The organism is Paracoccus aminovorans (genome assembly GCF_001546115.1).
GTDB lineage: Bacteria > Pseudomonadota > Alphaproteobacteria > Rhodobacterales > Rhodobacteraceae > Paracoccus > Paracoccus aminovorans_B.
In genome coordinates this window covers 105,104-119,911 of record NZ_KQ955209.1, presented here as the reverse complement: position 1 = coordinate 119,911, position 14,808 = coordinate 105,104, and the positions used below count along the sequence as shown (strand labels likewise).

The window sequence follows — 14,808 nt, the reverse complement described above, 5'->3', positions numbered from 1 at the left end:
TTTTCTCCTCCGTCTCGTCGGACCCTGCGCTCTCTCCTCGCGGGGGTTGACCGGAATTTAGCGGGATGGCTGCCGGCTGACTTTGCATGATCGGTTTAAGCTAACCCAAGCTGCGGTAGAAAGTCGCAGGTTGGCACGCAGCCGGTCGCAGCCGCCGTCGGGGGCCGGCGGCGCGGGTTTCAAGGGGAATTTGCGGAAAGAAGAACCGGCCCGCGGGGGCCGGCCGGGCGTGGCTTAGCTGCCGCGATAGGTCGAATAGCCGTAGGGCGAGATCAGCAGCGGCACGTGGTAATGGTCCTGTTCCGACATGCCGAAGCGCAGCGGCACCACGTCCAGGAAGCGCGGCTGCGCCGCCTGGTGGCCGATGCCGTCCAGCCAGGCGCCGACATGGAACACCAGCTCGTATTCGCCGGCCTGGAACTCGGCCTCGGGCAGGATGTGCTTGTCGGTGCGGCCGTCGTGGTTGGTGACGGTCTCGGCGATCAGCCGGCGCTCGCCGTCCAGGCGATAAAGCTCGATCCGCATGCCCTGGGCGGGGCTGCCATTGGCGGTGTCCAGCACATGGGTGGTCAGATAGCCGGGCATAGTCTTCCTTTCCTTGTCAATCCGCCAGCCGCGCGATGGCACGGCGGGCCTGTTCGTTCAGGTGATTCGTATCGGCGCCGGTCAGGTGATGATCCTGCACCACGGCGCGGCCTTCGACATAGACCGCGCGCGGCCGGATCGGCGCGCAGAAGATCAGCGCCGCGACCGGATCCCATTGTCCGGCGGCCGGCAGTTCGGACACGTCCCACAGCACCAGGTCGGCGCGCTTGCCGGGCTCCAGCGCGCCGATGTCGCTGCGGCCCAGCACCCGCGCGCCGCCCAGGGTGGCGATCTCCAGCGCCTCGCGAGCGCCAAGCGCCGCCGGCCCGTCCTTCAGCCGCGCGACCAGCATGGCCTGCCGCGCCTCGAGCCCCAGATGCGAGCAATCGTTGCTGGCCGAGCCGTCGACACCCAAGCCCACCGGCACGCCGGCGTCGCGCATCTTGCGCACCGGCGCAATGCCCGAGGCCAGCCGCGCGTTCGAACAGGGGCAATGTGCCACGCTGGTGCCGGTGCGGGCGAACAGGTCGATCTCGCCCTCGGACAGTTTCACGCAATGCGCATGCCAGACGTCGTCGCCGGTCCAGCCCAGGCTTTCGGCGTAGTCGCCGGGCAGCATGCCGAAATTCTCCAGCGAATAGGCGATGTCCTCGTCGTTCTCGGCCAGGTGGGTGTGCAGCCGCACGCCCTTGTCCCGGGCCAGGATCGCCGCATCGCGCATCAATTCCCGGCTGACCGAGAAGGGCGAGCAGGGCGCCAGCCCGACCTGCACCATGGCGCCGGGGTTCGGGTCGTGGAAGGCGGCGACGACGCGCTCGCTGTCCTTGAGGATCGCGGCTTCGGATTCGACCAGCGCGTCGGGGGGCAGGCCGCCCTTGCTTTCGCCGATCGACATGGCGCCGCGGGTGGCGGTGAAGCGGATGCCGATATCCGCCGCCGCCTCGATGCTGTCGTCCAGCCGCGACCCGTTCGGGAACAGATACAGGTGGTCCGAGGAGCAGGTGCAGCCCGACAGCGCCAGTTCGGCCAGGCCGATCCGGGTGGACAGTCGAATGTCGTCGGGCGTCATGCGGCCCCAGATCGGATAGAGCGTGCGCAGCCAGCCGAACAGCGCCGCGTCCTGCGCCGCAGGCACCGCGCGGGTCAGGGTCTGGAACAGGTGGTGATGCGTGTTGATCAGGCCCGGGGTGACGACGCAGCCCCGCGCCTCGACCACTTCGGCGCCCTCGGCCACCAGGCCGGTGCCGACGGCGGAGATCACCCCGCCGTCGATCAGCACGTCGCCGCCCGCGATCTCGCGCCGGGCGCCGTCCATGGTGACGACCACCTCGGCGCCGCGAATGAGCAGGCGTTTTACCATCAATGAGCCTCCGCTGCATGGGCCGCCGCGGCGATTTCCTCGTCCGAGGTATGCGGCGCACCGTTGAAGAACCAGTTCAGTCCGACAGCGGCCAGCGCGGCCAGCAGGATGCCGGAATGGATCAGCGTGTGCAGCGAATGCGGCAACCACTGGTTGAAGTCGGGCGCGATCATCGGCACCATGCCGAGGCCGAGCGAGACGGCGACGATGAACAGGTTGTGCTTGTTGCCCTTGAAATCGACGGTCGACAGGATGCGGATGCCGGTCGCGGCGACCATGCCGAACATCACCAGGCCCGCGCCGCCCAGCACCGTGGTCGGCAGCGATTCCACCAGCGCCCCCATCTTGGGGATCAGCCCCAGCACGATCATGATTGCGCCGCCCGCCACGCAGACGAAGCGCGAGCGCACGCCGGTCACGCCGACCAGGCCCACGTTCTGGCTGAAGGACGTATAGGGGAAGGTGTTGAACAGCCCGCCGATGGCGGTGCCGAGCCCGTCCACGCGCAGGCCCGCGGCCAGCGCCTTGGGCGTCATGCGGCGGCCGCAGATGTCGGAAAGCGCCAGGAACATGCCGGTCGATTCGATCATGGTCACGAACATGACCAGAAGCATGGTCAGGATCATCACCGGATCGAAGATCGGCGCGCCGAAATGCAAAGGCTTTATCGGCGCGAACCAGGCCGCGCCGGAAACGCCGCCGAAATGCATCATGCCCAGGCTTGCGGCCAGGATGCCGCCGATGATGATGCCCAGAAGCACCGCGATATTGGCGACGAAGCCCCGCGCATAGCGCGCGATCAGCAGGATCGAGGCCAGCACGGTGATGCCGATCAGGATGCGCGGCAGCGAGGCATAGTCGGGATTGGCGACGGTCGGCAGCAGCTTGACGCCCTCGGGCACGCCGCCGGCGGCGATGGCGGTGTCAAGCCAGGCCTGGGCGGCGGGATCGACCAGCTTCGGCGCGGTCGGGCCGACCGGCAGGCCGAAGATCCAGTTGATGCCCACCGGCATCAGCGACACGCCGATGACCAGGATCACCGTGCCGGTGACGACGCTGGGAAAGAACCGCAGCATGCGGCTGACCAGCGGCGCGAACAGGATCGAGATCAGCCCCGCCGCCATGATGGCGCCGAACATCATCCGCGCGCCCTCGGGGCCGGGATTGGCCGAGGCGATGGCAACCATGGGCCCCACGGCCGCGAAGGTCACGCCCATCATCACCGGCAGCTTGATGCCGAACCATTGCGTGGCGCCGAAGCTCTGGATGATGGTGACGATGCCGCAGACGAACAGGTCGGCGGAAATCAGGAAGGCCACGTCCTGCGGCGAAAGCTGCAGGGCGCGGCCGACGATCAGCGGCACCGCGATGGCGCCGGCATACATGACCAGCACATGCTGGAGACCCAGGGTCAACAGCCGAGGAGCGGCGATGCGCTCCTCGACCGGATCGAACCCGGGCGGGGTTCGGTTCGCTTGCATTCGTCCCATACCTCCCAGTTTTCAGGACGTTACATTCAGATCTCGACGTCTTGCGCCAGCCCCTTTTCCTTGGCGATTTCAAGGACTTTTTGCGCCACGGCCAGGTCTTGCAGGCCCACGCCGGTGCCGTCGAAGATGGTGACTTCCGCGTCGTCGCGGCCCGGATCGTCGCCCGAGACCACCGCGCCCAGCTCGCCGATCGCCTCCTCCGCGATCAGGCCCGCCGCGATGGCGTGCTGGCATTCGCCGATCGTCACCGACTGCGCGACCTCGTCGGTGAAGACCCGGGCGCGCGCGACCAGCGCCGGATCCAGTTCCTGCTTGCCCTTGGTGTCGGTGCCCATGGCCGCGATATGTGTCGGGCCCTTGACGTGCTGATCCATCAAGAGGGGCGAGAAGGACGAGGTGATCGAGATGATCACATCGGCCTCGGTGCCCAGCTGGTCCAGCTCGACCGTCTCGAAGGGCAGGCCCAGATCGGCCGCGGTCTCGGCCAGCCGACCCAGCATCTCGGGATGCGGGTTCCAGCCGATGACCTTCTCGAACCGGTGCACATTGGCCGCCGCCCGCATCTGGAAGGCGGACTGGTGGCCGGCGCCGATCATGCCCAGCACCTTGGCGCCTTTCGGCGCCAGATACTTGATCGACACCGCCGAGGCCGCCGCCGTGCGCAGCGCCGTCAGCAGGTTGCCGCCGATGGCTGCCGAGACCCGGCCGGTATCGGGGTCGAACAGGAACACCGTGGACTGGTGGTTGATCAGCCCGTGCTTCTGGTTGTTCGGCCAATAGCCGCCGGCCTTCAGGCCCAGCACCAGCGCGGCGCCGTCGAAGCCGCCCTTGAAGCCGTAGAGCGCATCCTCATGCCCGATGGCCTCGCGGACCACCGGGAAGTTATAGGCCTTGCGCCGGGCCATCGAGGCGAAGACCGCCTCGATGGCCTCGAAGGCCGCCTCGGGGGTCATCAGACCCGCAATTTCCTTCTCGGCAACGATGAACATCAATAGGCCTTTCCGCGCGCCGAGACCGGCCAGACCGACTCGACCTTGCCGTTCCGGACGCCGACATACCAGTCGTGGACGTTGCAGGTCGGGTCGCAGTGGCCGGGCACCAGCCGCAGCTTGTCGTTGACCTTCAGCACGCCCTGCGGATCCTCGACCACGCCATGCTCGTCGCTGCATTTGATGTATTTCACATCGTCGCGGCCATAGATGAAGGGCAGGCCGCTATCGACCGACTGCGCCTTCAGGCCGGCATCGACCACCGCCAGATGCGGCTTGGCATGGCTCATCACCGAGGTCAGGATGAACAGCGCGTTGCGCCATTCGCCCTGGTCGATGCGCTTGCCGTCCTTGTCGTGGATGCGGCCATAGTCGGCATCCATGAAGGCATAGGAGCCGCACTGAAGCTCGTTATAGACGCCCGAGTTCGACTCGAAATAATACGAGCCGGTGCCGCCGCCCGAGACGAATTCGGGCTTGAGCCCTTCGGCGGTCAGCGCATCCACGGCGTCCTTGACCTGGGCGATGGCGGCATCGAGTTTCGCCTTGCGATCCTCATAGCTGTCCATGTGCTGCATGGCGCCCTGATAGGCCTGGATGCCCTTGAAGGTCAGGCCGGGGGCCGCTGCCACGGCGCGGGCGATTTCCAGCACCTCCGGGGTGGTCTTGACGCCGCAGCGACCGGCGCCGCAGTCGATCTCGATGAACACGCCCAGGTTGGTGCCGTGCTTTTGCGCCGCCGCCGACAGGTCGGCCACGTTCGCCACGTCATCGACGCAGACCGTCACGGTGGCGCCCAGTTTCGGCATGCGGGCCAGGCGGTCGATCTTGGCTGCGTCGCGGACCTGGTTCGACACCAGGATGTCCTTGATGCCGCCGCGGGCAAAGACCTCGGCCTCGCTGACCTTCTGGCAGCAGACGCCGACGGCGCCGCCCAGCGATTCCTGCAGCTTCTGCACGTCGACGGACTTGTGCATCTTGCCGTGGCTGCGGTGGCGCATGCCATGGGCCTTGGCGTAATCGCCCATCTTCTTGACGTTGTGTTCCAGCGCGTCCAGGTCCAGGATCAGGCAGGGCGTCTGGATGTCAGCCTCGTCCATGCCGGGCAGGGCGGGAATGTCATAGCCGACTTCGAAGCCGGCGAAATCCGCTTTCGCGTTCATGGGAATGCTCCTCAGATCCAGGGCAGCTTGTCGAGATCGACATTGCCGCCGGTGACGATGATGCCGACGCGCTTGCCGGCGAAGGCTTCGGGGTTTTTCAGGATGGTGGCCAGCGGCACGGCGCTGCTGGGTTCCATCACGATGCGCAGGTGTTTCCAGATCAGCTTCATCGCATCGACGATCTCGGCGTCCGAAGCGGTGTAGATCTCGCTGACGTGATTGCTGACGAAATGCCAGGTCAGATCCTTCAGCGGCACCAGGAGGCCGTCGGCGATGGTCTTCGGCGCATCGTCGGCGATGATGTGGCCGGCCTTGAAGCTGCGATAGGCGTCGTCGGCCTGCTCGGGTTCGGCCGCGATGACCTTGACCTCGGGCGCCAGCGTCGAGAGCGTCAGACAGGTGCCCGAGATCATGCCGCCGCCGCCGATCGGCGCGACCATCATGTCGAGCCCGTCGGTCTGCTCCATCACCTCGCGGGCGCAGGTGCCCTGGCCGGCGATCACGCGCGGGTCGTTATAGGGGTGGACGAAATCGCCGCCCGTCTCGGCCTGCACCTTGGCGAAGGTTTCCTCGCGCGAGCTGGTCGAGGGCTCGCATTCGGTGATCTTGCCGCCATAGCGGCGCACGGTGTCCTTCTTGGCCTGCGGCGCGGTGCGGGGCATGACCACGTTGCAGGGGATGCCGCGCAGCATGGCCGCGTAGCTGAGGCACGAGGCATGGTTGCCCGAGCTGTGCGTGGCGACGCCCTTGGCCGCCTGCGCGTCGTCCAGGCCGAAGACCGCGTTCGTGGCGCCGCGGACCTTGAAGGCCCCCGGCTCCTGGAAATTCTCGCATTTGAAGAACAGCTGCGCGCCGGCAAGCTCGTTCAGGTAATCCGAGCTGCGGATCGGCGTGCGCCGGATATGCGGCTTGATGCGCTCATGCGCGTCCAGCATGTCCTGATAGGTCGGGATATACATGGCGTCCTTCATCCCTCAGGCGGCCTTTTTCAGCGCCGCGGCGGTGGACTGGCGATAGTGCTCCTGCGCGGCGGCGACGCCCGAACCCAGCCGGATGGGCAGGCCCAGGTCGGCCATGACCATCTCGGCCGTGGCGATGCCCGACAGCGCCATGGCGTCGGTCAGGCTGCCCAGGTGGCCGATGCGGAACACCTTGCCCGCGACTTCGCCCAGGCCGGTGCCGAAGGCCATGTCATAGGTCTCCAGCGCATGGCTGACGATGCGGTTGGCGTCGAAACCCTCGGGCACGCGGATGGCGCTGACGCTGTCCGAATAGAGCTCGGGGCGGACGGCGCAAAGCTTCAGCCCCCAGGCCTCGACCGCGGCGCGCACGCCGGAGGCGATGCGGTTGTGGCGGGCAAAGACGTTCTCGAGCCCTTCCGAGAGCAGCCGCTCGCAGGCGACGTTCAGCCCGTTGATCAGGCCGACCGGCGGCGTGTAGGGATAGCCGTTGCGGGCATAGCCGGTCGCCATGTCGCGGATGTCGAAGAAGGTGCGCGGCAGGCGGGCGGCCTCGACCGCCGCCATCGCCTTGGGCGAGAAGCCGACGATGGCCAGGCCCGGCGGCAGCATGAAGCCCTTCTGGCTGCCGGTGACGGCGATGTCGACGCCCCATTCGTCCATGCGGAAGTCCATCGAGCCGATGGAGCTGACGCCATCGACGAACAGCAGCGCCGGGTGGCGGGCCGCGTCCAGCGCGCGGCGGACGGCGGCGATGTCGGATTTGACGCCGGTCGCGGTCTCGTTATGCGTGGCCAGCACGACGCGGATCTCGTGGCCCTTGTCGGCGGTCAGGATTTCCTCGAAGCGGTCGGCCGGGATGCCTTCGCCCCAGGGCGTCTCGACATAGGTGACGTCCAGGCTGTGGCGCTGGCACATGTCGATCCAGCGGTGGCTGAACATGCCGTTGCGGGCCGCCAGCACCTTGTCGCCGGGCGACAGCGTGTTGCTGATGGCGGTTTCCCAGCCGCCGGTGCCGGTCGAGGGGAACAGGAAAACCTGCGCGCTCTCGGTTTTCAGCACCTTTTTGACGCCTTCCAGGGCGGGGTGCAGCATGCGGCCGAACACCGGCGAGCGGTGGTCGATGGTGGGCATGTCGACGGCCTTGCGCATCTCCTCGGGGATGTTGGTCGGGCCGGGAATGAAGATCGGGTTCTGGCTGGTCATGGCAATTCCTCCTGCGCTTGTCACCCAGCCTAGGCCTTGCTGTCCATTCGGGCAATTTTTCTGAAAAATATTTCGCAATCGCGGAAAAACCGTGTAAAAGGGCGCAGAAACAGGATGTTGGGCTTTTCCATGCGGGATTTACGATTTTCAATAATCCCGCATATCTATCGCAAGGAATAATTGAATGTCGGGAGAATTGCGCAAAAGGGGCCGCCCGCGCGGGCGCACGGCCGGAGCGGGGGCCGAGGATTCGGGCGGCATCCGCGCGCTGGACCGGGCGCTGGACATTCTGGACCTGATCGCCAGCTCCAGCGGGCTGACGCTCAGCGAGATCGGGCAGCGGCTCGACATGGCGCCCTCGACCGTGCATCGGGTGCTGGTGACGCTGGCCGCGCGCGGCGTGGCCGAGACCGATCCCGCGACCCAGGCTTGGCATGTCGGGCCGACCGCCTTTCGCCACGGTTCGGCCTTCATGCGCCGCTCGGGGCTGGTGGAACGCGCGCGGCCGCTGTTGCGGCGGCTGATGGAGCAGACCGGCGAGACCGCGAACCTCGGCATCCTGAACGGCGATGCGGTGCTGTTCCTGTCCCAGGCCGAAACGCATGAGACGATCCGCGCCTTTTTTCCGCCCGGCACCCGCTCGGCGCTGCATGCCTCGGGGATCGGCAAGGCGCTCTTGGCGCATGTCCGCCCGGCGCAGCTGCGGCTGATGCTGCAGGGGATGGAGCTGCAGCGTTTTACCGACAAGACCCTGACCGAAGCGCAGGCGCTGGAGCAGGATCTGGCCCGGATCCGCGCCCGCGGCTATTCGCTGGACAATGAGGAGCGCACGCCTGGGATGCGCTGCATCGCGGCGCCGATCTTCGATCTGTCGGGCGAGGCGGCGGCGGGGATCTCGGTCTCGGGACCGACGCTGCGCATGTCGGACGCGCGGCTGGAGGCAATGTCCAAGGCGGTGATCGCGGCGGCGCTCGAGCTGTCCTTTGGCATGACGCCGGCGCGGGGAACGGGCTCCGAATCGTGATTCTTCGGTCACCCACCAGCCTAAATGCGCAAAACTGCGCCGAATTACCGGGAAACCGGCGCGCTCGTTAAGTGAATTGGCGGATTCACGCCCAGTTCACGCGGGCCGGCCTAGCCTCTTGCAGCAGCCGTCGCGTCGGGACCGGCCCACGGCCCCGGCGCTGTCCGCAAGGAGCTTTGGTGATGGACGATTACACGCCCCGTTTCGGCATTCTGCACCCGCAGCGCGCCCACCCTGTCCCCGAGGCGGACGACGACCCCGATCCCGCGGAGGTTGTGGCGGGCGGCGTGCTGGATGCCGGCAACGCGGCGAGCCGGCTTTACGGGGCTTGCAGCGTCGAGACCTATCGCGCCGCGGGCGCGCTGCATGCCGCGCATCGCGATGCCGAAGGCTTTCTCGATGCGGTCGACGGCTTTGCCACCCCCGAATTCTGGCGCCGCGACCTCGGCGTGAAATCCTGGATCTACGACCGGCGCGAGGCCGAGCACGCCCCCGGCCGCGACATGGATTCGGTGCGGGTCTTCTATCACGCCGGCCACGGGCGCACCGATGAGCGCGGCATCTTCCACCTGCCGATGGGCGCGCTGTGGAACGGCGCCGATCCTTGCCTGACCTCGGAGCGGATGCGCTTCGGCGGCGGCGGGCTGCGCTATCTGTTCTGGTCGGCCAGCCAGTCGCTGCCCTGCGACGCGGCCCAGGGCCAGGGGCCGGCGCAGGTCTGGGCGCGGGCCAATGCCGGGCTGCGGATGATGTTCGGCTTCGACAGTTCCTGCTGGGATTCGGGCCAATACGGCCGCAACTTCTGGCGGCACTGGCGGCTGGGCAAGAGCTTCTCGCAAGCCTGGCTGGACGGCTGCGGCGATGTCTCGACCGACCAGAGCCCGGCGGTGGCCGCCTGCGGCGACAGCCGCGACGAGGCGCTGGACCGGCTGTTTCACGAACGGCGCTTTCGCGCGGCGGCGGGCGGCGGGACCTGGTGGGCCTGGCGCTGGCACGTCCCGACCACCTTGGGCCCGCGCGAACCCGGGCTGGCCACCCCGCCCGAGGCCTTCTCGGCCGTGCGGCTGGTGCCGCCGGCCGAAGATCACGCCCTGGCCGGCGAGGTTCTGTCGCGCATCGGCGGCGAGCCTGGGCTGCTGCGCCGGCAGGGCCAGGACGGGCTGCGGCTGGAGCAGGGCGGAAGCCTGTTCCACCTGCGCCCCGACGGCCGCATCCTGCTGGCCTTCGCGCCCAGCCGGCCCGGCCAGCAGGCCCGCATGCCGCTGCAGCGCCGGGCGCTGGTCGCCCGCGCCCGCAGCGCGCTGCGCCGCTACGGCTTTCTGCAACCGGGCTGCGAGCTGGTCTTCGACCGGGTGCTGCTCGCCATGTCGGCCAGCGCCAGCCCCTGCCGGCCCGACGAGCCGGCCCGCGAAAGCCTGGACGAGATCGTGGTGCAGTTCCGCCAGAGCTTCGCCGGCATTCCGGTGCTGACGCCGGATTCGGGCAAGCTGCGGCTGACCATGCGCCCGGACGGCACCGTGCTGCGCATCGAATCGAGCCTGCGCCGCATGGCCGAGCTGCTGCCGGCCCGCGCCCATCGCAACGGACTGCCGGACGACCCGGCCCCGCCGGCCGGCGTCGAAACCGGGCTCGAGCCGCCGGCGATCCCGCAGATGCTGGCCCAGCATTCGGCGCGGCTGATGCGCGACCTGGCGGCGCGCGGCGCGGCGCCGCTGGAACTGACCGTGCTGCCGGGCACGCAGGAAATCGGCTACGGAATCCGCAGCAATACGGCGCGTCTCGTCGCCCGCAAGGCGATCGAGATCGAATGCCGGCGCGGCTTTCGCAAGCGTTACTGGATCCAGTCCGACCTGGGTGACTGACGATCCGGTAGCCCGGGGACGGAGGCAGCCGTCTCCGGGCACAATTCAGGGCGGCCGGGCAGGGACCCGGCCCGGTTTGAGGTGGGCGATGGCGGATTACACCCGCGCCGAAATCGTGCGGCGCATCGCGACGATGGGCCGGTTGCAGCTGGCCGGGGCGGATCTCGCCGGGCTCGACATGGCGGGCCTGACTCTGGTCGGCGCCGACCTGTCCTATGCCGACCTGACCGAGGCCGACCTGACCGGCGCGCAGCTGTCGGGCGCCAGCCTGTGGTCGGCGCGGGCGGCGGGCGCGCGGTTCTTCCAGGCCAATCTCTCGGGCGCCAGCATGGGGCTGGCGGATCTCAGCGGCGCCGACCTGCGCGAGGCCGTGCTGGAGCGCGCCGATCTGACTGGCGCCAGGCTCGACCGCGCCGACCTGACCGGGGCACGACTGCGCGGCGCCTGGCTTGACGCCATGCAGCGGGCGCTGGCGATCAGCGCGCCGCCGCTGCGCTATCCGGCGCCGCGCCACCGCGCCACGACCTGCATCCTGCACGAGGCGCAGCTGGGCGCGCCGGTCTGCCTGCGCTGCGGCGACCGGCTTGAAATGCATCTGGACGGCCCGACCCCTGCCGCCCATGTCGAGGGCGCGCCGATCCTCTCGGGGCCCGAGCCGCCCGACACCGCGCCGGGGCCGCTGCGGGTGCTGGCCTTCAGCGCCGTGGCGCCGGGGCGGGCGCGGCTGGTGCTGGACCTGCGCCAGACGGGCAAGGCGCCCATCGCGCTCGAGGTGCTGGTCACGCCCTGAGCTACAGCCCGGACCGGACGATGCCCATCAGCCCGGCGCTGCGCAGGGCCTGGACCGGGTAATCGGGATGCGCCATCAGCTCGAGCGAGAAATCCGGCTCGATCCGGCGCAGGTGGCGCAGCGCATCCGCCGCCCCGGCGCGATCGCCGCGATGGTGGCGCAGCGCCGCCAGCAGCCGCAGCGCCGGACGGTGGTCGGCGGCAAAGGCGAAGGCGGCGGCGGCGGAATTCTCGGCATCGCCGAAGCGGCCCAGCCGGACCAGCACCTGCGCCCGCCGCATCAGCCAGCTGGCCTGGCCCAGTTCGGCCAGCGCGCCGCGGGCGCCGCGCTCGATCGCCTCCAGCGCCTCCTGGTCGCGGCCGACGCCGCTCAGCGCCTCGGCCAGGGCGTGGCAGGCCAGCTCGTTGTCCGGGTCGGTGCGGCAGGCGGCCTGCGCCAGCTCCAGCGCCCCCACCGCGTCCCGCCGCCAGGAGGCCGACAGCGAGGCCACCGCCAGCACCACCGGATTGTTCGGCGCCAGCGCCCGCGCCCGCAACGCGAAATCCTCGGCCTCGTCCGACAGCCGCGCCGGATCCTCGGCCAGCCGCTCGCAGACCAGCGTGTGGCGCAGATAAGAGCGCAGCGCCAGGCTGACGGCATTCTGCCGCCGCTCGGGCAGTTGCGCCAGCACCGCATCGGCCGCCTCCAGCCGCTCGCGCGAATAGCTGAACACGTCCCAGATCGGGAAGCTGTCCCATTTCGCCGAAGCCGTGCGCCGCGCCCGGTCGAGCAGCGCCACCGTGATCTGCGCCACGGCATGGCCCATGGTTGCGGTCTCGTCCGCGGCGCGGATGGTGAAGCGCCGCGTCCAGACCCGCCGGCCGGTGGCCAGGTCGCGCATGACCGTCAGCAGCGCGCAATCGCCGCCGGTGGCATAGCAGAAGGGCAGGATCTGCACGCCGATCAGCGCCGCGCCGGGTTCGGGCAGGTCGGCCAGCGTCGCCGGGATCATCTCGCAGGCGCGCGCCGCGGCCTCGTTCACCACCATCTCGCCGACCAGATGCGCGCGGGCATCGTTGCCCTGGACCGGCGCCAGCGCCACGACATAGGCGCCGGCGCCCGGCTCGCCCGGCTCGGGCCGGCAGGGCAGCTGGCCTTCCTCTTCCGGCATCAGCCGCAGCCGCATGTCGCGCAGCCAGCTTTCGAATTCGGGGTCGGGGATGTCGATGTCGGCGGCGAATTCGATCGGCGCGCCGCCGGCGTCATAGACCGGGCTCAGGTCGATGCGCAGCCGGTCCGGGTCCAGCCCGACCCAGCCGATCCCGGTCTGCAGGATATTGCGCTCCTCGGACATGGCGCCGCGCAATTCGCGCAGCATCTGGCGCAGGCTGGCCGAGCCCTGCTGCTTGCCGCGTTCGCTCCACAACAGGTCTTGCAGCCGGGCCCGGCTCAGCCGCAGGTCCGGCGCCGTGCCCAGAAGCACCAGCGCGCCCCGCGCCTTCTGGCTGCGCGGGGTCAGATCATCCCCACCCGAGCCGCGAAGGCGCACGGATCCCATCAGGCTCAGCTTGGCAGGCATCTCGACTCGCCGCATTGCCCCGTTCCGGTCTTATTAACCATAATTCCTCCAGGCGCCGCGAAACAACAGAAACACGCGCAAGAGGCACCGGGCGGCCCTGGAAACGCAGGCGATCATTGCCACTTGGCCGCGCCTGCGCTATCGGGGCGTCAAAGCGAAGGGGAACCGAAATGACCGAGCGCAACAGCGGCCTGTCCTATGCCGAGGCCGGAGTGGATATCGACGCGGGCAATGCGCTGGTCGAGCGGATCAAGCCCGCCGCCGCCGCCACGCAGCGCTCGGGCGTCATGGAGGGCTTGGGCGGCTTCGGCGCGCTGTTCGATCCCCGCGCGGCCGGCTTCACCGACCCGGTCCTGGTCGCGGCGACCGACGGCGTCGGCACCAAGCTGCGCATCGGCATCGACACGGGCGAACTTGACGGACTCGGCATCGACCTGGTGGCGATGTGCGTGAACGACCTGGTCTGCCAGGGTGCCGAGCCGCTGTTCTTCCTGGATTATTTTGCCACCGGCAAGCTGTCGGTCGATGAGGCGGCGCGCGTCATCACCGGCATCGCCGAGGGCTGCCGGCGGTCCGGCTGCGCGCTGATCGGCGGCGAGACGGCGGAGATGCCGGGCATGTATGCCAAGGGCGATTTCGACCTCGCCGGCTTCGCGGTCGGCGCGATGCAGCGCGGCACCGCGCTGCCCGCCGGCGTCGCCGACGGCGACGTGCTCTTGGGCCTTGCCTCGGACGGGGTGCATTCCAACGGCTTCTCGCTGGTGCGCAAGGTTGCCGAACATGCCGGCCTGACGTGGGAATCGCCCGCGCCCTTCGGCCCCGGCACGCTGGGCCAGGCGCTGCTGGTTCCGACCCGGCTTTACGTCAAGCCGGTGTTGGCCGCGATCCGCGCGGGCGGGGTCCATGCGGCCGCCCATATCACCGGCGGCGGCATCACCGAGAACCTGCCGCGCGTGCTGCCCCAGGGGCTGGGCGCGGAAGTGGACCTCGACAGCTTCAGCCTGCCGCCGGTCTTCGACTGGCTGGCCGAGGCCGGTGCCATCGCAGAGGCCGAGATGCTCAAGACCTTCAACTCCGGCATCGGCATGATCCTGACGGTCGGCCCCGACCGCGCCGAAGCCATCGAGGCGCTGTTGCAGGACCAGGGCGAAACCGTCCATCGCCTCGGCCATGTCACGCCGGGCGAGGGCGTGCGCTACACCGGCCGGCTGCGGTGAAACGAGTCGCCATCCTGATCTCGGGCGGCGGCTCGAACATGGTCAAGCTGGTGGAATCCATGACCGGCGGCCACCCGGCCCGCGCCGTGATCGTCGGATCGAACGACCCGGCCGCCAGCGGCCTTGCCCGGGCCGAGGGGCTCGGCGTGCCGACCTTCGCCGTCGATCACCGCGCCTTCAAGGGCGACCGCGCCGGTTTCGAGGCCGCGCTGCTGGAACCGCTGCTCGCGGCCCAGCCCGACATCCTCTGCCTCGCTGGCTTCATGCGCATCCTGACGCCGGCATTCGTGCAGCGCTTCCAGGGCCGGATGCTGAACATCCACCCCTCGCTCTTGCCGAAATACCCGGGCCTGCACACCCATCAGCGCGCCATCGAGGCCGGCGATGCCGAGGCCGGCGCCAGCGTCCACCTGGTCACGCCGGAACTCGATGCCGGCCCGATCCTCGGCCAGGCCCGCGTCCCGGTCCTGCCCGGCGACACGGCCGAGACGCTCGCCGCCCGCGTGCTGACCCAGGAGCATCGCCTCTACCCCGAGGTGCTGCGCCGTTTCGCGCAAGGCGACACGAACCCGATCCACCTGACCGCCGCATGATGAAAGGGCCCT

General features: G+C 69.2%; 13 protein-coding genes. 5 read left to right on the top strand and 8 right to left on the bottom strand.

What is annotated here, in order from left to right; translation table 11 throughout:
- Positions 1 to 234: 234 nt before the first annotated feature.
- The 7 genes from uraH to bhcA are packed head-to-tail and all read right to left on the bottom strand — an operon-like array spanning position 235 to position 7,752.
- Positions 235 to 585, bottom strand: a complete 351-nt coding sequence (uraH, locus tag ASV56_RS12540) for a hydroxyisourate hydrolase (protein ID WP_062562429.1) — start codon at positions 583 to 585, stop codon at positions 235 to 237.
- 16 nt (positions 586 to 601) lie between these two features.
- Positions 602 to 1,945, bottom strand: coding sequence for an 8-oxoguanine deaminase (locus tag ASV56_RS12535; RefSeq protein WP_062562428.1), 1,344 nt, complete (start codon positions 1,943 to 1,945; stop codon positions 602 to 604).
- Positions 1,945 to 3,426 carry a nucleobase:cation symporter-2 family protein gene (locus ASV56_RS12530; RefSeq protein ID WP_062562427.1) on the bottom strand — a complete coding sequence of 494 codons (1,482 nt, stop codon included), beginning with the start codon at positions 3,424 to 3,426 and terminating at the stop codon, positions 1,945 to 1,947. The genes ASV56_RS12535 and ASV56_RS12530 overlap by 1 nt, the downstream gene beginning before the upstream one ends.
- A 35-nt stretch (positions 3,427 to 3,461) precedes the next feature.
- A complete protein-coding gene (gene bhcD / locus ASV56_RS12525) occupies positions 3,462 to 4,424 on the bottom strand; it encodes an iminosuccinate reductase BhcD (protein ID WP_062562426.1) in 963 nt (320 codons plus the stop codon).
- On the bottom strand, positions 4,424 to 5,587 hold the full coding sequence (bhcC, locus tag ASV56_RS12520) for a 3-hydroxy-D-aspartate aldolase BhcC (protein ID WP_062562425.1): 1,164 nt from the start codon (positions 5,585 to 5,587) through the stop codon (positions 4,424 to 4,426). Before bhcC ends, bhcD begins: the two co-directional genes overlap by 1 nt.
- A gap of 11 nt (positions 5,588 to 5,598) precedes the next feature.
- The gene (gene bhcB / locus ASV56_RS12515) at positions 5,599 to 6,558 is read right to left on the bottom strand and encodes a beta-hydroxyaspartate dehydratase BhcB (RefSeq protein ID WP_062562424.1); all 960 of its coding nucleotides are present in this window, start codon (positions 6,556 to 6,558) and stop codon (positions 5,599 to 5,601) included.
- 3 nt (positions 6,559 to 6,561) lie between these two features.
- Positions 6,562 to 7,752, bottom strand: a complete 1,191-nt coding sequence (gene bhcA, locus ASV56_RS12510) for an L-aspartate--glyoxylate aminotransferase BhcA (RefSeq protein ID WP_062562423.1) — start codon at positions 7,750 to 7,752, stop codon at positions 6,562 to 6,564.
- A gap of 184 nt (positions 7,753 to 7,936) precedes the next feature.
- On the opposite strand from bhcA, the gene bhcR reads away from it, so the two are divergent.
- The 3 genes from bhcR to ASV56_RS12495 all read left to right on the top strand — a co-directional run bounded on the left by bhcR (position 7,937) and on the right by ASV56_RS12495 (position 11,428).
- Complete coding sequence (gene bhcR, locus ASV56_RS12505) at positions 7,937 to 8,776, top strand: HTH-type transcriptional regulator BhcR (RefSeq protein ID WP_062562422.1); 840 nt, start codon at positions 7,937 to 7,939, stop codon at positions 8,774 to 8,776.
- A gap of 182 nt (positions 8,777 to 8,958) precedes the next feature.
- Positions 8,959 to 10,638 carry a DUF6345 domain-containing protein gene (locus tag ASV56_RS12500; protein WP_062562421.1) on the top strand — a complete coding sequence of 560 codons (1,680 nt, stop codon included), beginning with the start codon at positions 8,959 to 8,961 and terminating at the stop codon, positions 10,636 to 10,638.
- Between the two features lie 88 nt (positions 10,639 to 10,726).
- Positions 10,727 to 11,428, top strand: a complete 702-nt coding sequence (locus tag ASV56_RS12495) for a pentapeptide repeat-containing protein (protein WP_062562420.1) — start codon at positions 10,727 to 10,729, stop codon at positions 11,426 to 11,428.
- Position 11,429: 1 nt separating this feature from the next.
- Here the strand turns inward: ASV56_RS12495 and ASV56_RS12490 are convergent, their stop codons facing one another.
- Positions 11,430 to 12,965, bottom strand: a complete 1,536-nt coding sequence (locus ASV56_RS12490; RefSeq protein ID WP_253880015.1) for an SARP family transcriptional regulator — start codon at positions 12,963 to 12,965, stop codon at positions 11,430 to 11,432.
- A 191-nt stretch (positions 12,966 to 13,156) separates the two neighbouring features.
- On the opposite strand from ASV56_RS12490, the gene purM reads away from it, so the two are divergent.
- On the top strand, positions 13,157 to 14,203 hold the full coding sequence (gene purM, locus ASV56_RS12485) for a phosphoribosylformylglycinamidine cyclo-ligase (RefSeq protein WP_062562418.1): 1,047 nt from the start codon (positions 13,157 to 13,159) through the stop codon (positions 14,201 to 14,203).
- Positions 14,200 to 14,796 carry a phosphoribosylglycinamide formyltransferase gene (purN, locus tag ASV56_RS12480; protein WP_062562417.1) on the top strand — a complete coding sequence of 199 codons (597 nt, stop codon included), beginning with the start codon at positions 14,200 to 14,202 and terminating at the stop codon, positions 14,794 to 14,796. The genes purM and purN overlap by 4 nt, the downstream gene beginning before the upstream one ends.
- The last annotated feature ends 12 nt before the right edge of the window (positions 14,797 to 14,808 follow it).